Genomic DNA, 20278 nt, shown 5'->3' on the forward strand with positions numbered 1-20278 from the left:
ACGACATGGCCCTGATCCTCGGCCTCGAATCGAGTTGCGACGAAACCGCCGCCGCACTGGTCACCACCGACCGGCGGGTGCTGGCGCACAAGCTGGCGCGGCAGGAAGCGGCGCATCGCCCCTATGGCGGCGTCGTGCCCGAGATCGCGGCGCGCGCGCATGTCGAGGCGCTGGGCCCGTTGATCGAGGGCGCCTTTGCGGAAGCCGGCGTCACGCTCGCCGATGTCGACGCGGTCGCGGCGACCGCCGGCCCCGGGCTGATCGGCGGAGTCATGGTCGGCCTCGTCGCCGGCAAGGCGCTGGCGCTGGCGGGCGGCAAGCCGCTGATCGCGGTCAACCATCTCGAGGGACATGGCCTGTCGCCGCGGCTCACCGATCCCGATCTGGAATTTCCCTATCTGCTGCTGCTCGTCTCGGGGGGCCATTGCCAGTTGCTGCTCGTCGAGGGGGTGGGCCGCTACCGGCGCCTCGCCACCACGATCGACGACGCCGCGGGCGAGGCGTTCGACAAGACCGCCAAGATGCTGGGACTCGGCTTTCCCGGCGGCCCGGCGGTGGAGGAAGCGGCGGCGCGCGGCGATCCCGGGGCAGTGCCGCTGCCGCGCCCGCTGCTCGGCTCGGCGGAACCGCATTTCTCCTTCGCCGGCCTGAAGAGCGACGTGGCGCGCAAGGTCGGCCGCTATGATGTCGAGGATATCGCGGCGTCCTTCCAGCAGGCGGTGGTCGATTGCCTGGTCGATCGCACGCGCCGGGCGCTGGCGAAGGTGGAGGCAACTGCGCTGGTGGTGGCGGGCGGCGTCGCGGCGAACAAGGCGGTGCGCGGCGCCCTGGAACGACTGGCCGCGGAAGCCGGCATGCGCTTCGTCGCGCCGCCGCTCTGGCTCTGCACCGACAATGCGGCGATGATCGGCTGGGCGGGAGCCGAACGGTTCCTGGCGGGGTTCAGCGATCCGCTCGACACGCCGGCGCGGGCGCGCTGGCCGCTCGATCCGGATGCGGAGAAGGTTCGCGGCGCGGGAGTGAAGGCATGAGGATAGGCGTGATCGGTGGCGGCGCCTGGGGGACGGCCCTGGCCCAGGTCGCGGCGCGGGGCGGCAGCGAGGAGGTGCTGCTCTGGGCGCGCGAGGCACAGGTGGTGGAGAGTGTGAACCTCCGCCACCGCAACGATCTGTTCCTTCCGCAAGTGCCTCTCAGCCCGAGCATCCGCGCCACGCGCGAACTTGGCGACCTTGCGGACATGCAGGCGTTGCTGGTGGTGGCCCCGGCCCAGCATGTCCGCGCCGTCCTGTCCGAGACGCCGGTCGGCGACACGCCGCTGGTCCTCTGCGCCAAGGGGATCGAGGCCGGCACCAAGCTGCTGGTCGGCGAAGTAGCCCATCAGGTCGCCCCGCGGGCACCGCTCGCGGTGCTCTCCGGCCCCACCTTCGCCCACGAAGTCGCGGCCGGCAAACCCACTGCCGTTACCCTGGCCTGCGAGGACGAGGGGCTGCGCACCCGCCTCGCCGAGCGGCTGGCGGGGCCTGCCTTCCGCACCTATGGTTCGGGAGATCTGGTGGGCGCGGAGATCGGCGGGGCGGTCAAGAACGTCCTCGCCATCGCCTGCGGCGTGGTGGAGGGCGCCGGCCTGGGCCTCAATGCCCGCGCCGCGCTGATCGCCCGGGGCTTTGCCGAGATGACGCGCTTCGGCCTTGCCCGCGGCGCCCAGGCGGAGACGCTCACCGGCCTGTCCGGGCTGGGCGATCTCGTTCTCACCTGCTCCTCCACCAATTCGCGCAACTTTTCCCTCGGTCTCGGTCTCGGCCAGGGGAAGCAGGCCGCCGCGCTGATGGCCGACCGCAAGACCGTGGCCGAAGGCGCCTTCACCGCGCCCGTCCTGCGCGAAGCCGCGCGGGACGCGGGGATCGACATGCCCGTCACGCGCGCGGTCAACGACCTGCTGGAGGGCGCGCCCGTCGCCCGGGTGATCGAGGAGCTGCTCAGCCGGCCCTTGCGGGAGGAGCTGCAGTGAAGTGGGCGGCGATGCTCCGGGGAATCAACCTGGGCAAGCGCCAGCTCAAGTCGGCGGAGCTCAAGGCCGTGGTCGAGGGGATGGGCTTCACCGGGGTGAAGACGATCCTCGCCTCGGGAAATGTCGTGTTCGAGGCCGGCGACGCGGCGCCCGAGGCCATCGAGCGCGATCTCCACGCCGCGCTGGAGCGCGCCACCGGCCTCAAGTCCGAAGTGTTCGTGCGCAACCGGACCGATCTCGAGAAGCTGGTCGAGGCCAATCCCTTCCCCGAGGAAGCGAAGGCGCGGCCCAGCTATCTCCTCGTCACCTTCCACCGCGCGCCGCCGGACCGGGCGGCGATCGGCCGGCTGGCGGAAAGCCATGACGGCCCCGAGCGCATGGTGGTGGTGGGCCGCGAACTGTTCACCGACTTCCCCGAGGGCCAGGGCCGTTCGACCCTGGTTCCCGCGATGCAGAAGGCCAGGCTGGCCCAGGGCAATACCGGGCGCAACTGGAACACCGTGCGCAAGCTGCTCGCCGCGCTGGGCGACTAGAAATCGACGGCGATGCCCTTCAGCTCCCAGTCGCCATAGCGGGTGGGATCCTGGCCGAGCGGGTCCCGGGTCTCCCTTGCCGGCTCGGGCTTCGGCACCGGCGGACTCGGCGTCAGATACGCGGGCGGTTTCACATTTGCGGGGCGCTGGGCCATAGGCAGCAGATCGTCCTTCCCAACGCCGAGGTCAAGTGAAGCCGCCGCGCCGCCATTCTCCCCGTTCTTCTCCCCGTCAGGCGCCCGACGCTCCCGGCGTTCCCACGCGCCGGGCCGCGCTCAGGCTGCTCGATGCGGTGCTCCGGCGCGGGCTGGCGCTGGAGCAGGCGCTCGACTCGGCGGCGCAGGGCCTTGCGCCCAATGATCGCGGCCTTGCCCATGCCATCGCCGCGGAGGTGCTGCGCCGGCTCCCCGATCTCGACGCGCTGATCGATTCGGCGACGAAGCAGCGTCTTCCCGACGATGCCAAGGCACGTTTCGCGCTGCGCATCGCGCTCGTCCAGGCGCTGGCGCTCGGCACGCCGGGCCATGCCGCGATCGCCACCGTGCTGCCGCTCGTCGATGGCGGACCGCGCAAGCTGGTGCACGGCGTGTTCGGTGCGCTGGTCCGCCAGGGTGCGACTCTGCCCGAGCCGCCGACCCTGCCCGATGCGGTGGCGCTGCGCTGGCACGCCGCCTGGGGCGACCAGGCGATCGAGGATGCCGAGCGCGCCATCGCGGTTCCGCCGCCGCTCGACCTGACCCTGCGCGACCCTGCGATCGTGCCCGACCTGCCCGGCACCAGCCTGATCGCCGGCCATCTCCGCCTCGACGAGAAAGGCGCGGTGGCAATGCTCCCCGGCTATGCCGAGGGCGAATGGTGGGTACAGGATCTCGCCGCCTCGCTCCCCGCCCGGCTGATCGGCAAGGGCAACGGCACCGCGCTCGACCTCTGCGCCGCCCCGGGGGGCAAGACGCTCCAGCTCGCCGCCGCCGGTTGGCGGGTGACCGCGGTCGACATTTCCGAAAGTCGTCTGGCGCGACTTCACGAAAATCTGGAGCGCACCGGCCTCGGCGCCGAAGTGATCGCCGCAGACCTGCTCGGCTGGGCGCCCGCGGCGCCCGCCGATGCGGTCCTGCTCGATGCGCCGTGCAGCGCCACCGGCATCTTCCGCCGTCATCCCGACGTGCTCCATCGCGTCCGTCCGAGCCTGATCCGGGAAATGGCCGAGCTGCAGGGCAGGCTCCTCGCCCGCGCCGCGGATTGGGTGAAGCCCGGCGGCACGCTCGTCTTCTCGACCTGCTCGCTCGAGCCCGAGGAGGGCGAGGCGCAGCTCGCCGCGTTCCTCGAGGCGCGTTCCGACTATGCGATCGCGCCGGTCCGGGCCGAGGCGCTTCCCCATGGCGTGGTGCCCCGCGACGACGGCAGCCTTCGCCTGCTCCCCGGAACGCTTGCCGATGCCGGCGGGTTGGACGGTTTCTTCATCGCGAGGCTCGTCCGCAACGGCTGAGGTTGCGCGCGAATCGCGGGGTGCCTAAGGATTCGTCATGGCCGTCCGCATCGCACCTTCGATCCTCTCCGCCGATTTCGCCAAGCTGGGCGAGGAAATCCGCGCCATCGACGCGGCGGGAGCCGACTGGATCCATGTCGACGTGATGGACGGGCATTTCGTGCCCAACATCACGATCGGCCCGGGCGTGATCAAGGCGTTGCGCCCGCACACGGCCAAGCCGTTCGACGTGCACCTGATGATCGCCCCGGTGGATCCGCTGCTCCAGGCCTTTGCCGATGCCGGTGCCGATTGCATCTCGGTCCATCCGGAATCGGGCCCGCATCTCCACCGCACGCTCCAGACGATCAAGGGCCTGGGCAAGCGCGCCGGCGTGGTGCTCAATCCTTCCACGCCGGTGGACGCCGTCGACTATGTCATGGACATGATCGACCTCATCCTGGTGATGAGCGTGAACCCCGGCTTCGGCGGGCAGAAGTTCATCGAGAGCCAGCTGGGCAAGATCGCCGAGCTGCGCAGGCGGATCGATGCCAGCGGCCGCGCGATCGACCTGGAGGTGGATGGCGGGATCGACCGCGAGACGGCCCCGCGCGCCATCGCCGCGGGTGCCGATGCGCTGGTCGCCGGCACCGCCACCTTCACCGGCGGCCCCAGTCGATACGCGGCGAACATCGCCGCCCTGCGAGGCGGGTGAGCGATGAGAGGATCGACTCCGGAGCCGACGGAGTCGAGCAGGGCAAGCGGCTCATCCGCACGGGCGGGGAACGCGGGCTCAGCCTTGCCGAGCGCATCTCCGAGCGCTTCCAGCGCCTCGCCTGGCGTACGCCGCTCCACAATATGCGCCTGAAGGGCCGGCATCCCCTGAAACTGATCGCGGTGGGCGAGGACCCGTTCTTCGGCGATGTGGAACGGGGCAACGCGCTGCTCGACGGCGTGGTGCGTTTCCGGGGGGAAGAGCGTTCGATCGCCGGGCTCGACTTCACCCGGCCCGACTGGTCGGTGGCGATGGGCGCGTATCTCCACGGCTTCGGCTGGCTGCGCGATCTCTCCAGCGTCACCACCCGCGTCACCGCGGCGCCGATCGCCGAGGCGCTGATGCAGCGATGGCTCGCCGTGCATGGCGACAAGGTCTCCGATCCCGCCTGGCGCGCCGACCTGGTCGGCCGGCGCATCCTCGCCTGGACTGCCCATGCGCCGCTGATCCTTTCGGCCAACGACCTGGTCTATCGCTCCTCGGTGCTCCACGCGCTGGCCAAGGGCGCGCGCCATCTCGATCGCGCCGCCGATCGGGTCCCGCTCGGCACGCCGCGCATCGCCGCCTGGTGCGGCGTGCTGGCTGCCGGGCTGATGATCCCGGGCGGCGATCCGCGCCGTTCCTTCGGCGAGACCGGGCTGCGCCGCGCGCTCGAACAGTCGATGTTCGACGATGGCGGCACCGTCGGCCGCTCGCCCTGGGGCCAGCTCGATGCGGTGCAGCTGCTGACGATCCTGGCCAACGCCTATGAGGCGCGCCGGCTCGAGCCGCCCGCTTTCGTCGCCTCGGCGCTGGGCAGGATGGTCACCGCGCTGCTCGGCGTCTGCCATGGCGACAAGGGCCTGGGCAGCTGGCAGGGCAGCGCCCCCGTGCCCGGCGCGCTGATCGAGCAGGCGGTGGAGGCGACGGGCGTGCGCACCCGCCCGCTCAAACAGGCCCGCGAATGGGGCTATCAGCGGCTGAACGCCGGCGGCACGGTGCTGATCGTCGATGCGGCACCGCCGCCGCTCGCCCGGCTGGCCGCGGGCGGCTGCGCCTCGACGCTCGCCTTCGAGCTTTCGGACGGGCCGCACCGGATCGTCGTCAATTGCGGCGGCTCGAACATGGCCAATGCCGCGCTTCCCGCCGCGCTGAGCGAGGGCCTGCGCACCACCGCCGCGCATTCCACCCTTGTGCTGGCCGACAGCAATTCGACGGCGATCCACCCGGACGGCTCGCTGGGCCGCGGCGTTGTGGAAGTCGAGCTGGCGCGCACCGAAAGCGAGAATGGCAGCCGGATCGAGGCGAGCCATGACGGCTATGTCCGCCGCCTGGGCTTCGTCCATCGCCGGCTGATCGCGCTGGGCGGCGATGGGCGCGACGTGCGCGGCGAGGACATGCTGCTTCCCGCCGACAAGCGGAAACGCAAGACGAACACGCCGTTCGCGATTCGCTTCCACCTGGCGCCCCAGGTCGAGATCTCGCCCACGGCCGACGGCCAGGCGGCGATCCTGCGCCTGCCGAGCGGGCATCTGTGGCAATTCCGCTGCAAGGGCGGCGCGCTTGCCTTCGAAGACTCGCTCTGGATCGACGGCACGGGCAAGCCGGTGCCGACGAAGCAGCTGGTGATCACCGGCGAATCGCTCGCGGGCGGTGCAAACGTCAGCTGGCTGTTCCACCGCGCGAAGTGATAGGGCTCCCCCGCTGATTCGGGGGAGGAAGCGGGATGGCGCAGGTCGAAGTGTTCGATGAGGAGGACGCGCGCGAGCCGTTGTTCGTCGGTGAGTTCGGGTTTCTGCCGCGGGCCGGCGAAAGCCTGTCGATCGAAGTCGACGGCGCCTTCAGCTACTATCGGGTGACCGAAGTGTGGTTCCGTCACGACGAGGAAAGCGACGCGTTCCAGCCCTGCCTGCGCGTCGAACTCGAAGACTAGTCGTTTTCGGTAGGGCGGCACCGGCCCGCTCCCGATTCAGCGAAGCCGAAAACGACGCTAGGGGTTGCGCCCGGCGCCCCGATCCGTAGAGGGGCTTGCCGCATGGATCAGGTGAAAATCAGGCGCGCACTCCTCTCGGTCTCCGACAAGACCGGGATCGTCGAACTCGCACAGGCGCTGGCGGCGCAGGGAGTCGAGCTCGTCTCGACCGGGGGCACCGCCACCGCGCTCCGCAATGCCGGGCTCGCGGTTCGCGACATCTCCGACCTCACGGGCTTTCCCGAGATGATGGACGGACGCGTGAAGACGCTGCATCCCAAGGTGCATGGCGGCCTGCTCGCGATTCGCGGCAACGAGGACCATGAGACGTCGATGGCCGAGCACGAGATCGCCCCGATCGATCTCGTCGTGGTCAATCTCTATCCCTTTGCCGAGACGGTGGCGCGCGGCGCGAACCGCGACACGATCATCGAGAATATCGACATCGGCGGTCCCTCGATGGTGCGCTCCGCGGCGAAGAACCACGAGAGTGTCGCGATCCTCACCGATCCGGCCGACTATGCGCTGGTGGCGGACGGCACGACCACGCTGGCCCAGCGGCGCAAGTTCGCCGCCAAGGCCTATGCCGCCACCGCCGCCTATGACGCGATGATCGCCAGCTGGTTCGGCGTGGTCGATCAGGGCGAGCAATTCCCCGACACGATGCACCTTGCCCTCAAGCGCGGCCAGGAGCTGCGCTATGGCGAGAATCCGCACCAGAAGGCAGCCTTCTACATCCATGGCGGCCCGCATGTGCAGGGCATCGGCCAGGCGCGTCAGGTCCAGGGCAAGGAGCTGAGCTACAACAATTACAACGACGCGGATGCCGCCCTCGAGCTGGTCAGCGAGTTCCGCGACGGCCCGCCGACCGTCGTGATCGTCAAGCACGCCAATCCCTGCGGCGTGGCGAGCGCGGCGACGCTTGCGGATGCCTATGCCGCGGCCTTTGCCTGCGACACCGTCTCGGCGTTCGGCGGCATCATTGCCGTGAATCGTCCGCTCGACCGCGCCACCGCCGAGCAGATCACGTCGATCTTCACCGAAGTCGTGGTCGCCCCCGGGGCCGATGAAGAGGCGCTCGCGCTGTTCGAGGCGAAGAAGAATCTGCGCCTGTTGCTGACCGAGGGCCTGCCCGATCCGGCGCGCGGCGGCCTCACGGCCAAATCCTTCGCGGGCGGCTGGCTGGTCCAGAGCCGCGACAACGGCATCGTCGCGCGCGAGGACCTGAAAGTGGTGACGAAGCGCGCGCCGACCGAGCAGGAGCTGGCGGACTGCCTGTTCGCCTGGACGGTGGCCAAGCACGTCAAGTCGAACGCGATCGTCTATGCCAGGGACGGCAGCACCGCCGGCATCGGCGCCGGCCAGATGAACCGGCTGGAGAGCGCGCGCATCGCCGCCTGGAAGGCGAAGGACGCCGCCGACAAGGCCGGCTGGGCGCAGCCGCGCACGATCGGCTCCGCGGTCGCCTCCGATGCCTTCTTCCCCTTTGCCGACGGTCTGCTCGCCGCGGTGGAGGCCGGGGCGACGGCGGTGATCCAGCCCGGCGGCTCGATCCGCGACGACGACGTGATCGCGGCGGCCGATGCGGCCGGCCTCGCGATGGTCTTCACCGGCATGCGGCATTTCCGGCACTAGCTGGGGAAGGGAGGGGAGCTAGAGCTTCCCTTCCGTCGGCAGCGTCGCTTCGCCGGCCGCCGGCATCTTGCGGAACAATGCCCGGTCCTCCGGGCCGAAGCCGAACTTGATGATCACGAACAGATAGGTGACCAGGATCGCCGGCATGCCGATGCTGAGCTCGGCCCATTCATAGTGCTTGGGCAGGCTGGCGAATGCGCCGCCGACCAGGCTGGCGATCGCGATCGCGGCAAAGAAGCTCGGGCGGATCGAGACGACCGGCGCGCCGGTGAGGCGATAGAGCAGGGCGGCCTTCACCGCGGATCCGATGGTCAGCGACACGGCCAGCGCCAGCGCCGGCCCGGCCGCCTGGACCGGTTCGGGCCAGCCCTGCGCCCGTGCGACGAAGACGAACACGAAGCTCAGCGCGATCTGCAGCAGCAGCACGCATACCGAGACCGCCAGATTCTTGTGGCGGGCGATATAGACCAGGCCGGTCTCGCAGACCGCGCCGGTCGAGGCGAGCACTTCGGCGACGAGCAGGATGCACAGCGCGCCGGCGCCGATCACGAACTCCTTGCCGATCAGGCCCATCACGCCCTCGGCCGGGAGCGAGAACATCACCGCCAGCGCCGCCTGCGCGCTCGTCACCCAGAAGCCGACCTGGCGCACCTGCTTGGCGACGGCGGCCCTGTCGTCCTCGGCCAGCGCCTTGGTGACGACCGGCCCCAGGATCGGATCGAAGCTGGATTTGAGCCGCTGCGGCACCGACGCCACCTGCTGCGCCATATAGTAGATGCCCACCACGGCCGGGCTGAACAGCAGCGCGAGAATGAAGCGGTCGACATTGCGCGTCGCCCATTCGATCGCATCGGCGCCGGCAAGCGGCGCGTTGGCGCGTGCGAGCCACCAGATCGAGCTGGGCCGCGGCCGCCAGCCATGCGGCAGGCCATATTCCCTGACGAAGGGCAGGATCGAAGCGGCGAGGGCCGCGACCATCGACAGCGCATAGGCGAAGATCAGCCCGTCGCGCGCCGAGACATAGGAAAAGGCCCAGGCGGCGATGCTGATCGTCCAGGGCTCGATGATCGCCCGCGCGGTCACCGCCGCGCCGATATTGTGGCGATAGGCGCAGGCCGAGAGCGCGACGTCGGAAAGCGCCGGGCACAGCACCACCAGCGCGATCAGCGGCTCGAGCCCGGTCACCTGGCTGTTGGGAAACATCGCCTGGGGAAAGAGGATCAGCACGCCGCTGGCGATCAGCGAGGCGATCAGCGCCACCACCATCGCATCCCACACGACATGCGCATGCGGCCGATCGGTATCGGCCAGCGCCTGGGCAAGCCCGCGCTTGAGGCCCAGCGTGGCCAGCAGCGCCGCAACCTCGATCACCAGGACTGCGATCGCATAGCGACCGACAATGTCCGGGCCATAGGCGCGGCCGGCGATGAACAGGAACGGCAGGCGCGCGGCGAGGCGCAGGACGAAGCCGAGGATGTTGGTCCGCCCGCCCCGGGCGAGCGCGTTGATGTCTTCGCCCCCCGACAGCGCCGTCACGGTCTCGCTCAATGCGCCGCGCCCCAGCTCGGGCCCACGCCGATCTCGACGCCCAGCGGCACGCTGAGCTTCACCGCGGGCTCGGCAGCGGTCGCCATCACGCGCTGGATGACCGGCCTGGCGGCCTCCACATCGCCCTCGGGCAGCTCGAACACCAGCTCGTCATGCACCTGGAGCAGCATCTTCACGTTCGGCAGGCCCGCTTCGAGCAACGCCGGGCCCATCCGCGCCATCGCCCGCTTGATGATGTCTGCGCTGGTGCCCTGGATCGGCGCGTTGATCGCGGCGCGCTCGCTGCCGGCGCGCTCGTTCGGATTTGCCGACTTGAGGCGGGGGAAATGCGTCTTCCGGCCGAACAGCGTCGTGGTGTAGCCGCGCTCCTTGGCCAGGTTCAGCGTATCGGCGATGTAGCGGTTGATGCCGGGGAAGCGCTCGAAATAGCGGTTGATCATCGCCTGTGCCTCGTCCGGCGTCACGTCGAGGCGGCCGGCCAGGCCCCAGCGCGAGATGCCGTAGAGGATCGCGAAGTTGATCGTCTTGGCGCGACCGCGCGTGTCGCGGTTCACTTCGCCGAACAGCTCCATCGCGGTGCGGTTGTGAATGTCCTCGCCCTGCTCGAACGCCTCGCGCAGGGCAGGCACGTCGGCGATGTGCGCGGCCAGGCGCAGTTCGATCTGCGAATAGTCGGCCGAAAGAATCACATTGCCGGGTTCCGCCACGAACGCGTCCCGGATTTGTCTGCCGGTCTCGGTGCGGATCGGGATGTTCTGGAGGTTGGGATCGGTCGAGGAGAGCCGCCCGGTCTGTGCGCCGGTCAGGCTGTAGCTGGTGTGCACGCGCCCCGTCGCCGGGTTGATCTGGGCCTGGAGCGCATCGGTATAGGTGGATTTGAGCTTGGTGAGCTGGCGCCAGTCGAGCACCTTCAGCACCATCTCGCGGCCGGGCGAATCCTTGTCGGCCGCGATGCGCTCCAGTTCGTTCACGTCGGTGGAATAGACGCCGGACTTGCCCTTGCGCCCGCCCTTGATCCCCATCTTGTCGAACAGCACGTCGCCCAGCTGCTTGGGGCTGCCGATGGTGAACTTGAAGCCGGCCAGCCCGTGGATCTCTTCCTCCAGCGCGGCGATCTGGTGCGAGAAGTCGGTCGAGAGCCGGTGGAGCACCTGCGCATCCACCTTGATGCCTGCGCGCTCCATGCCCGCGATCACGCCGACCAGCGGCCGGTCGACCATCTCGTAGACTCGGGTCGAGCCCTCATAGGCGAGCCGCGGCTTGAAGCGGCGCCACAGCCGCAGCGTCATGTCCGCATCTTCGGCGGCGTAGCGGGTGGCGGCCTTGAGATCGACCTGGCCGAAGCCGAGCTGGTTCTTGCCCGTGCCGACCACGTCCTTGTAGGCGATGCAGCTGTGCGAGAGGTGAGTGGCGGCCAGTTCGTCCATGCCGTGCCCGTGCAGGCCGGCATCGAGATCGAAGCTCATCACGATCGTGTCGTCATAAGGGGCGACTTCGATGCCGCAGCGGCCGAGGACGATCAGGTCGTATTTGAGGTTGTGGCCGATCTTGAGGACGGCGGGATCCTCGAGCAGCGGCTTCAGCTTCGCGATCGCCGCGGCGCGATCGATCTGCACCGGCTTCTCGGCGAACATGTCGGTGCCGCCATGGGCGATGGGAATGTAGCAGGCCTTGTTCGGCGCCAGCGCCAGCGAGACGCCGACCAGCTCCGCGCGCGTGGCGTCGACCCCGGTGGTCTCGGTGTCGACCGCCACCCAGCCCTGGTGCTGCGCCTGGGCGATCCACCGGTCGAGCGCGGCTTCGTCCACCACGGTCTCATAGCCGTCGTGATCGCAGGGCGGATCTTCCTCCAGGCCCGGCGTCTCGTGCGTCTCGACCGGCGCATCCGCCACCGCCGACAGCCGGTTGAGCAGCGTGCGGAAGCCGTGATGCTCGAGGAACGCGCGCAGCGGCGCGTCCGGGATGCCCTTGAGCTCGAACGCTTCCAGCGGCTCGGGCAGCGGCACGTCGCTCGCCAGCTGGACCAGCTTGTGCGAAAGCCGGGCCATCTCGGCATGCTCGATCAGATTGTCGCGCATCTTCGACGGCTTCATCGAAGGCGCCGCCTCCAGCACGTCCTCGAGCGTGCCGAATTCCTGGATCAGCTTGGCGGCGGTCTTGGGGCCGACGCCCTTCACGCCGGGAACATTGTCGACGCTGTCGCCCATCAGCGCCAGCACTTCGCCCAGCTTCTCGGGGAGCACGCCGAACTTCTCTTCGGTATCCTTGGGCCCCAGCCGCCGGTTGTTCATCGTGTCGAGCATGTCGACGGACGGGTCCGTCATCAGCTGCATCAGGTCCTTGTCGGAGCTGACGATGGTCACGCTCCAGCCCTGGGCCAGCGCCGCCTTGGTATAGCTGGCGATCAGGTCGTCGGCTTCCCAGCCCGCTTCCTCGATGCAGGGCAGCGAGAAGGCGCGCGTCGCGTCGCGAATCATCGGGAACTGGGGCACCAGGTCCTCGGGCGCGGGCGGGCGGTGCGCCTTGTACTGGTCGTACAGCTCGTTGCGGAAGGTGTGCTCGCTCTTGTCGAGCACCACCGCCATATGGGTCGGGCCGTCGGCCTTGTTCAGTTCGTCGACCAGCTTCCACAGCATGGTCGTATAGCCATAGACGGCGCCCACCGGCTCGCCATGCTTGTTGGTGAGCGGTGGCAGCCGATGATAGGCGCGGAAGATATAGCCGGAGCCGTCGACGAGATAGAGATGGGGCATCGCCGCGCCGGGATAGCCGAGCCCGTGCGCCGAACAAAGCCCGCTTTGCTCCAGTTTGCGCGGTGGCGGAGGATTTCGGGCCCGTCCCGCCGTCCCGGACGGATTTGGCCGGCGTCGCGGGGCATGGCCGGGCGGTAGCCGCCGCGCATCGGGCGACCGGGCATTCCGCCCCCTGCGCGCGAACTAGTTGCGATAGGTCACGATTGCCTGCGCCACCTGCTGCATCAGCATCTGGCGTTCGCGCACCGGGCGGTGCGTGTCGCCGATCATGATCGCCAGCGCATAGGATTTGCCGTCCGGTGCCGTGAGGATGCCGACATCGTTGAAGCCTGCGGTGCGCGCACCCAGGTCCTGGCCGGTGCCGGTCTTGTGGCCATAGGTCCATCCCGGCGGCACCGCGCCATGCACGCGGGCGCGGCCGGTCTTGGCGCCGTCCATGGTCTGGAGCAGCCAGGCGGTCGCGGTCGGCGACAGCAGCTCGCCGCGCTTCAGCCGGGCAAGCGCCACCGAGATGCCCGCGGCGGCGGCGCCGTCGGGCGGATCCTTCACATAGGATTCGAATGCCGCGAGGCGCACGGCGGGCGAGAGGCGCGAGCGGGCGATCGCGAAGCTGTTGCCCATCGAATATTCGGGCTTCCAGGCGAGGCCCGCGGTGCCGGCCTGGAGCAGTTTCTCGCCGGGGCCGAAGCGCACGCCGGTGATGCCCTTGCGCGCGAGGAAGGTGCGGACGGCGTCGGGCCCGCCGACCAGCCGCAGCAGCTTGTCGTTGCAGGTGTTGTCGCTCATCTGCATCGCGCGGCGGATGATCTCGCCGACGCTGGCGGTATAGCCGGCATCGCCCTTCACCAGCGCGGCGACCGGCTGGTGGAACAAAGTGAAATCGGCCCTGGTGATCGTGATCGGGTCCTCGAGGCGGATCCTGCCCTGGTCGACCTGGTCGAGCACCGTCATCGCCACCCAGAGCTTGGACACGCTCTGCTGCGGCATCGGCCGTTCGCCATTGGAAGCGACGATCCAGCCATCGTCGATGCTGGTCACCGCGACGCCGACAAGGCCTTCGAAATTGTTGGTGATGCCGCGGATCGCCTGGTCGAGCGCGCGCGGCGCCGGGGCGGTGGGCTTCCATGCCGAAGCCTTCGCCTTGGCATCACCCCATGGGAAGGCGAGGCTCACGCCATAAGCGGCGGGCAGATAGGTGGCGAGCGACGGATCGCCATGCACGGTACAGCCTACCAGCATCGCCGGGCCGAGGCCCGCGATCGTCACTGCACGCTGAAACGTCGAGAAGTCCTCGAACTTAAACACTTAACACGACCCCTTGCCCGTCTGCGACCATGCGGCGGATGTGTTTCGCGGGAAAGTCCGCGCCACGCCGGGTTGCGACGAATACCAGCCTTGTAGCGGTGAAGCGTGAACGCAGCGAAAACGCGCCGCGATTTTTCGGCGGAACCCGGGGAAAGACCGGAGCTCAGTTGCCGCTGGCGCGAAGCCACGCGTCGATCCCGGTCGCGGCGGGATCGGGGATGCAGCCGCCGGCGCGGCGCAGGACGCAGCCTGGCGCGTCGGTGCGGCCGGGCGCGGCGCAGGCCTCGAGCCGATATTGCTTCGGCAGCTCCGCGGCATGGGCGCGCGGCGCCACCACCGTGTCGAAGGCCCCGGCATGGCGCATGGCTTCCTCAGGCGTTCCAAGCACATAGATCGGCGTATCGCGGCGATAGAGCGCATAGGCGCCCGCAACGGTGTCGCGCGGGCGATAGAGCGCCAGGCCGCAGGTTCCCGGCGGCCGGCCCGCGCGTTCGAGCGCGGCGGCGAGATCGGCCTCGAGCGACCAGTTGGGGCGGAAATGCCCGGCCGCCAGCGCCGCCGAAGCCATGCCCCACAGGGCGAGCGTTCCCGCGGTTGCCAGCGCCAGCCGACGGCGCGGCAGCCGGCGGAGCAGTTCGGCGCTGCCGATCGCGGCCAGGATCACCAGCAGCGCGGTGCTCGCCAGCACGAAGCGATATTCCTTGTGCCCGATCAGCGAATGGAAACCGAGATGCACCAGCGCCACCCAGAGCAGCGCCGGATAGCGCTTCGCCCCGATCCAGGCGAGCAGCAGGATCGGTGCCGTCGCCAGATACCAATACCAGGCGATCAGCGAGAAATAGCCGATAAGGGGCATCTCGCCATAGGCGCGGGCGCGCCCTTCGATCAGGTTGATCCGCGCCGCCTCGATCATCCAGCGGAACGGCGTGGCGCCCATGGCGAGGTTGGCGGCGGCGTCGATCGCCAGCGCCGCGCAGCCGCCCGCGATCATCGGCAGCCAGGCGCCGCGCCAGTCCCGCCGCGCGGCGAGGATCGCCAGGGTGAGCAGGGCGGGGCCATATTGGATGCGCGCGACGAAGCAGAGCCCCATCAGCAGCCCGGCGGCCGCGAATTGCCGCGGCCCCGGCCGCGCCCGCGCGAGCAGCAGCCAGATCGCGCCCATCAGCAGCGCGAGACCGATCGGCTCGGAGAGCGCGCGCGGGGCGAAATAGACCAGCTCGAACCAGGTCGCCGCGACGAATCCCGCCACGATCCCGTGCAATCGCGAGAGCCGGAGCCCGAGCGACACCGCCGCGCCCACGATCACCAGCGACAGCGCCGCCAGCGCCAGCCGCACCAGCAGCAGGTGGAGCATGGTATCGGGCGAAAGCGCGTGCCCCAGTCCCATCGGCACGGCGAGCAGCTCGGGGATCAGCCAGCTGCGCAGGCCCGCGCGATAGTCCCAGGTCTGCACCCAGGGGCCGGCCACCAGGTGCCAGGCCGGCTCCAGATATTGCCAGATCTCGTCGAACCAGCCGACCATGAAGGGAATCGAGGCGGCGATGCGCAGCGCGGCCGCCAGGGCGATCGCGCCCCAGAAGATCCGTCCGCCGCTCAGGGCACCAGCACCGTGTCGACCGCCACCGGCAGCGTCTCGGGATAGTCGAGCGTGTAATGGAGCCCGCGGCTTTCCTTGCGGTGGAGCGCGGAGCGGACGATCAGGTCGGCGCTCTCGAGCAGGTTGCGCAGCTCGATCAGGTCGGGCGTCACGCGGAAATGGCCGTAATAGTCCGCCACTTCCTCGCGCAGCATCTTGATCCGGTGCGCCGCCCGCTCGAGCCGCTTGGTGGTGCGCACGATGCCGACATAGTTCCACATGAAACGGCGGATCTCGGTCCAGTTCTGCTTGATCACCACTTCCTCGTCGGAATCGGTGACCCGGCTCTCGTCCCAGGGGCGGATGGCGGGGGGCGGGGCGAGCTCGCCCCAATGCGCGGTGATGTGGCGGGCCACCGCCTCGCCGAACACGAAGCATTCGAGCAGCGAGTTGGATGCCAGGCGATTGGCGCCGTGCAGCCCGGACTGGCTGACTTCCCCGGCGGCGTAGAGATTGGGCAGGTCGGTGCGCCCGTCGCGATCGATCACCACGCCGCCGCAAGTATAGTGCTGGGCGGGGACCACGGGGATCGGCTCGCGCGTCATGTCGATGTCGAGGTCGAGCAGCCGGGCATGGATGGTCGGGAAGTGCTGCTTCACGAATTCCGCGCCCATATGGCTGATGTCGAGATGGACATAGTCGAGGCCGAGCCGCTTGATCTCATGGTCGATCGCGCGCGCCACGATGTCGCGCGGCGCCAGCTCGGCCCGGGGGTCGAGCTCGGGCATGAAGCGGCGGCCCGCCTCGTCGCCCGCATCCGGCGGCAGCAGCAGCCGGCCGCCTTCGCCGCGCACCGCCTCGGTGATCAGGAAGTTCTTGACCTCGAGATTGTAGAGGCAGGTGGGATGGAACTGCATCATCTCCATGTTCGAGATGCGGCAGCCCGCGCGCCACGCCATGGCGATGCCGTCGCCGGTCGCGCCGCGCGGCGCGGTGGAGAAGAGATAGGTGCGCCCCGCGCCGCCGGTCGCCAGCACGGTGGCGCGCGCGGTGAACAGCTCGACGCGGTTGGTCCGCCGGTTGAAGGCATAGACGCCCCAGACGTTGCCTGCGCCCGAATAGCGTTCCTCATGCCGGCTGGTGGCGAGGTCGATCACCACCATGTCGGGCACCAGGGTGATGTTGGGATTGGCCTGGGCCGCCTTGAGCAGCGCGGTCTGCACCGCCAGGCCGGTCGCGTCGTCGACATGGACGATGCGGCGATGGCTGTGCCCCCCCTCGCGAGTGAGGTGGAGCGTGCCGCCCTCGGTGTTGAAGGGCACGCCGATCTCCGCCAGCCGGGCGATCGCGGCGGGGGCGTTCTCCACCACCATCTCCACCGTCGCGCGGTCGTTGAGTCCGGCGCCGGCGATCATGGTGTCCTCGATATGGCTCTCGAACGTGTCGCCCGGCTCGAGCACCGCGGCGATGCCGCCCTGCGCCCAGGCAGTCGATCCTTCCGCGAAGCCGCCCTTGGCGAGCACGGTCACCTTGAAGCGCTGGGCGAGGTTGAGCGCGGCGGTGAGCCCCGCCGCGCCCGATCCGATGACGAGGATGTCGCTGCTATGGGGATCGTGCGCCATGTCTTCGCTGGATGTCTCTTCCGCTGGTTCCCGCCCGGACTAGGCGCTAGGCAGGGGTGCTGGCAACGGGAGAGAGATATGCGCCGCCAAAGCCTGGGTTTCGCGATCGCCGCGCTGGCGGCGCTCTGGGCCGCTCCCGCCGCCGCCGCCGGCTGCACGCTGGGCGCGCCCGGCGAGACGGTGCGCGTGGCGGTGGGCGCGACGGGGCGGTCCGCGATGCTGCATCTGCCCGAAGGCTTCGCGCGCACGCGCCCGGCGCCCCTCGTCCTGCTGCTCCACGGCAGCGGTGGTTCCGGGAAGGCGATATTGGAGAATTCGAAGCTCGCTGCGGCCGCCGATCGTCACGGCTTCATCGTCGTCGCGCCCGATGCCGGCATCCCGGTGCAGATGGGCTTTGTGTGGAACATACCGGGCGTCCCCACCGTCACCGGCAGGACCCCCACTGCGGAGGACGCCGACGACGTCGCCTTTCTGAAGGGCGTGATCGATTGGCTGGCGGCCAATCGCTGCGTCGACCGGACGCGCGTCTATGCCACGGGCCTTTCGGGCGGCGGGCGGATGAGCAGCTGGCTCGGCTGCGTCGCCGCCGATCGCTTCGCCGCGATCGCGCCGGTGGTCGGCCTGCGCGCCGGCAACCCGCTGGCGAGCGATCCGCGCCTGCCCGATCCCGCCACCTGCCGGCCGGACCGGCCGCTGCCGGTGATCGCCTTTGCCGGCGATGCGGACAGGACCAACCCGATCCAGGGCGGCGGCGCGGGCTATTGGCAATATACCATGGCGACGGCGCTCGCCCGCTGGGCCGATCTCGACTTGTGCCGGGCGGGGCCGGTGCAGCGCGACATCGACGCCAAGCTCTACGAAATCCGCTATTCGGACTGCCGCGCCGGCGCCGAGGTGACCGGCCGGATCACCCGCGGCGCCGGGCATGTCTGGGCGGCGGACAATGACGCGATATGGGCTTTCTTCGCCCGGCATCGTCTGCGCTGAGCCGGTTCCGCCCTAGCCGTTCGCCGCCCGGGTGAGGTTGAGGAACACGTCCTCCAGGTCCGCCTCGCGCGTCGAGACGTCGACGATGCCCAGGCCGGCGCCCTGCACCGCGCCCAGCACCTCGCCGGCATTGGCCTGGTCCTTGCGATAGGTGATGACCAGCGTGCGCGCGCCCTTCATCTCCACCTTCTGGAAGCAGGGATTGGCCGGCGGCGTCGCCACGTCGCGGTCGACGGTCACCTCGACCACCTTCTCCTGCGCCATCCCCACCAGTTCGCGCGTCGGCTTGTTGGCGATCAGCCTGCCATGGTTGATGATCGCGATCCGGTCGCACAATTGCTCGGCTTCCTCGAGATAATGGGTGGTCAGCACCACCGTCACTCCGCGCTGGTTGAGCTGGCGGACATAGGCCCAGAGCTGCTGGCGCAGCTCGACGTCCACGCCCGCGGTCGGCTCGTCGAGCACCAGCACCGGCGGCGAATGCACCATCGCCTTGGCCACCATCAGCCGGCGCTTCATGCCGCCCGACAGCGTGCGCGAATAGGCATCGGCCTTGTCCTCCAGATGGACCGCGCGCAGCAGCTCCATCGCATCGAACCGGTCCCTGGCCACGCCGTAGAGCCCGGCCTGGATCTCCAGCGTCTCCTTGGGCGTGAAGAAGGGATCGAAGATGATCTCCTGGTTGACGATGCCGATGCTGGCCTTGGCGTTGCGCGGATGCGCGTCGATGTCGAAACCCCAGATCGAGACCTTGCCGCCGGTCTTGTTGACCAGCCCCGCCAGGATGTTGATCAGCGTCGACTTGCCCGCGCCGTTCGGGCCGAGCAGCCCGAAGATCTGCCCGCGCGGCACGTCGAACGTCACCCCGTCGAGCGCGCGCTTGCCGCCCTGATAGGTCTTGGAGAGATCCTGGATCGCGATGGCAGCCTGAGTCATGCGCCCGCGCATATCGCGTTGCGGCGGCCGGGCAAAGGCCCGGCGGCGTCAGGCGGCGTCGCGCAGCCCGACGGCCGGGGGAATGGGCAGCCGGATCGTCGCCCGATAGCCCTGGTCGATCGGCCCCCCTTCGAGCGAGGCGGCATCGGCATAGACCATCTCGAGCCGCGTGCGCGTGTTGGCCAGGCCGATGCCATGGCCGTCGCGCCGGTCCTGGGGGGCGTTCTCTCCCTCCCAGCGATTCTCCACCGTCAGCACGAGCATGTCGTCCTCGCGGCGGGCGCGTATCGCGATTTCGCTCTTGCCCGACACCGTCTCGACCCCGTGCTTGATCGCATTCTCCACCAGGGGCTGGAGCAGGAAGCTCGGCACCGGCGCGGCACCGAGCCCGGCGGCAACGTCCATGATGATTTCCAGCCGCTCGCCGAAGCGGGCGCCTTCGATCTCGAGATAGCGCTCCACCGTTTCCAGCTCCTCGGCAAGCGGCAGGCTCTGGGTCTCGATGTCCATCGACGCCTGGAGGAAGTTGGCGAGCCCCTCGGTCATCTGGTTCGCCTCGCTGGTGCGCCCGGTCACGATCAGGCTGGAGACGACGTTGAGCGAATTGCACAGGAAATGGGGGTTGAGCTGGAGCCGCAGCATCGTGAGCTCGGTCTCCAGCTGCACCACCCTGGCCTCGGCCAGTTCGCGCTCGCGCAGCCGGATCTCGCGAATGGTTCCGGTGATGACGAACAGCGACAGGTTGCAGGCGTCGATCATCATGTAGATCATGTTGACGACGAGCAGCGCCTGGCTGGAATGATCGGGAATGCGCGTCGGCAGGAATTCGTGAATCGCGAACTGCCCGCCATAATCCGCCGCGGTCTGTAGCGTGGCGGTAAGGAACAGCCCCGCCACTCCCAGCGGAATCACGAGCACCAGCCGCTTGCCGACCGCCCATCGCAGCATCGCATACGGCAGCACGGTCAGCAGGATCGAGCTGGTCGTTCCCCAGATCAGGGCCATCAGCTCGCCCAGGCCCGCCACCTGACCCGCGAGAAACTGGCCCGGCATGATCACCGAACATACCGCCCCCCACATCACGGCCGTGAGCTGGGCCGCCTGTTTCGGGGTGGGCGGCACGATGTCGAACCGGTTCGTCATGGCGTGGCAGGATACTGACACACGGCGCCGATAGGCAAGCG

General features: G+C 69.4%; 17 protein-coding genes. 9 read left to right on the forward strand and 8 right to left on the reverse strand.

Annotation, left to right across the window (positions count from 1 at the left end):
• Positions 1–5: 5 nt before the first annotated feature.
• From tsaD to BGP17_RS13585, 3 genes are read left to right on the forward strand one after another with little or no spacing between them, the layout of a single operon-like run.
• Complete coding sequence (gene tsaD, locus BGP17_RS13575; protein ID WP_286712373.1) at positions 6–1031, forward strand: tRNA (adenosine(37)-N6)-threonylcarbamoyltransferase complex transferase subunit TsaD; 1026 nt, start codon at positions 6–8, stop codon at positions 1029–1031.
• Entirely contained in the window at positions 1028–2008 is a 981-nt protein-coding gene (locus BGP17_RS13580; RefSeq protein WP_167300023.1) for an NAD(P)H-dependent glycerol-3-phosphate dehydrogenase, read from the forward strand. Before tsaD ends, BGP17_RS13580 begins: the two co-directional genes overlap by 4 nt.
• On the forward strand, positions 2005–2541 hold the full coding sequence (locus BGP17_RS13585) for a DUF1697 domain-containing protein (protein ID WP_286712374.1): 537 nt from the start codon (positions 2005–2007) through the stop codon (positions 2539–2541). Before BGP17_RS13580 ends, BGP17_RS13585 begins: the two co-directional genes overlap by 4 nt.
• Here BGP17_RS13585 and BGP17_RS13590 read toward each other — a convergent pair.
• On the reverse strand, positions 2538–2696 hold the full coding sequence (locus BGP17_RS13590; RefSeq protein ID WP_286712375.1) for a DUF1674 domain-containing protein: 159 nt from the start codon (positions 2694–2696) through the stop codon (positions 2538–2540). The genes BGP17_RS13585 and BGP17_RS13590 overlap by 4 nt on opposite strands.
• Before the next feature lie 35 nt (positions 2697–2731).
• Here BGP17_RS13590 and BGP17_RS13595 point away from each other — a divergent pair, with 35 nt between their 5' ends.
• From BGP17_RS13595 to purH, 5 genes are all read left to right on the forward strand, one after another.
• Positions 2732–4027, forward strand: a complete 1296-nt coding sequence (locus BGP17_RS13595; protein WP_286712376.1) for an RsmB/NOP family class I SAM-dependent RNA methyltransferase — start codon at positions 2732–2734, stop codon at positions 4025–4027.
• Positions 4028–4064: 37 nt separating this feature from the next.
• Entirely contained in the window at positions 4065–4721 is a 657-nt protein-coding gene (gene rpe / locus BGP17_RS13600; RefSeq protein WP_086127823.1) for a ribulose-phosphate 3-epimerase, read from the forward strand.
• A complete protein-coding gene (locus BGP17_RS13605; protein WP_286712377.1) occupies positions 4718–6451 on the forward strand; it encodes a heparinase II/III family protein in 1734 nt (577 codons plus the stop codon). The genes rpe and BGP17_RS13605 overlap by 4 nt, the downstream gene beginning before the upstream one ends.
• Before the next feature lie 35 nt (positions 6452–6486).
• Positions 6487–6693 carry a hypothetical protein gene (locus tag BGP17_RS13610; RefSeq protein WP_167300018.1) on the forward strand — a complete coding sequence of 69 codons (207 nt, stop codon included), beginning with the start codon at positions 6487–6489 and terminating at the stop codon, positions 6691–6693.
• A gap of 102 nt (positions 6694–6795) precedes the next feature.
• The gene (purH, locus tag BGP17_RS13615) at positions 6796–8367 is read left to right on the forward strand and encodes a bifunctional phosphoribosylaminoimidazolecarboxamide formyltransferase/IMP cyclohydrolase (protein ID WP_167300017.1); all 1572 of its coding nucleotides are present in this window, start codon (positions 6796–6798) and stop codon (positions 8365–8367) included.
• Between the two features lie 18 nt (positions 8368–8385).
• Here the strand turns inward: purH and BGP17_RS13620 are convergent, their stop codons facing one another.
• From BGP17_RS13620 to nadB, 5 genes are all read right to left on the reverse strand, one after another.
• Positions 8386–9915, reverse strand: coding sequence for a lipopolysaccharide biosynthesis protein (locus BGP17_RS13620; protein ID WP_243857309.1), 1530 nt, complete (start codon positions 9913–9915; stop codon positions 8386–8388).
• Positions 9912–12668: a DNA polymerase I gene (gene polA / locus BGP17_RS13625; RefSeq protein WP_286712378.1), complete on the reverse strand. Its 2757-nt coding sequence runs from the start codon at positions 12666–12668 to the stop codon at positions 9912–9914. Before polA ends, BGP17_RS13620 begins: the two co-directional genes overlap by 4 nt.
• Positions 12669–12851: 183 nt before the next feature.
• Positions 12852–13973: a serine hydrolase gene (locus BGP17_RS13630; protein ID WP_286712379.1), complete on the reverse strand. Its 1122-nt coding sequence runs from the start codon at positions 13971–13973 to the stop codon at positions 12852–12854.
• 163 nt (positions 13974–14136) lie between these two features.
• A complete protein-coding gene (locus BGP17_RS13635; protein WP_286712779.1) occupies positions 14137–15570 on the reverse strand; it encodes a glycosyltransferase family protein in 1434 nt (477 codons plus the stop codon).
• Complete coding sequence (gene nadB, locus BGP17_RS13640) at positions 15567–17171, reverse strand: L-aspartate oxidase (protein WP_167300014.1); 1605 nt, start codon at positions 17169–17171, stop codon at positions 15567–15569. Before nadB ends, BGP17_RS13635 begins: the two co-directional genes overlap by 4 nt.
• Positions 17172–17249: 78 nt before the next feature.
• Here nadB and BGP17_RS13645 point away from each other — a divergent pair, with 78 nt between their 5' ends.
• Positions 17250–18158: a CE1 family esterase gene (locus BGP17_RS13645; RefSeq protein WP_286712380.1), complete on the forward strand. Its 909-nt coding sequence runs from the start codon at positions 17250–17252 to the stop codon at positions 18156–18158.
• A gap of 12 nt (positions 18159–18170) precedes the next feature.
• On the opposite strand, the gene BGP17_RS13650 is transcribed toward BGP17_RS13645, so the two are convergent.
• Both BGP17_RS13650 and BGP17_RS13655 read right to left on the reverse strand, forming a co-directional pair.
• On the reverse strand, positions 18171–19094 hold the full coding sequence (locus tag BGP17_RS13650) for an ABC transporter ATP-binding protein (protein ID WP_286712381.1): 924 nt from the start codon (positions 19092–19094) through the stop codon (positions 18171–18173).
• A 48-nt stretch (positions 19095–19142) separates the two neighbouring features.
• Complete coding sequence (locus BGP17_RS13655) at positions 19143–20237, reverse strand: sensor histidine kinase (protein ID WP_286712382.1); 1095 nt, start codon at positions 20235–20237, stop codon at positions 19143–19145.
• Between the last annotated feature and the right edge of the window lie 41 nt (positions 20238–20278).

The sequence above is a fragment of the Sphingomonas sp. 67-41 genome, assembly GCF_001899725.1.
Taxonomy (GTDB): Bacteria; Pseudomonadota; Alphaproteobacteria; order Sphingomonadales; family Sphingomonadaceae; genus Sphingomonas; species Sphingomonas leidyi.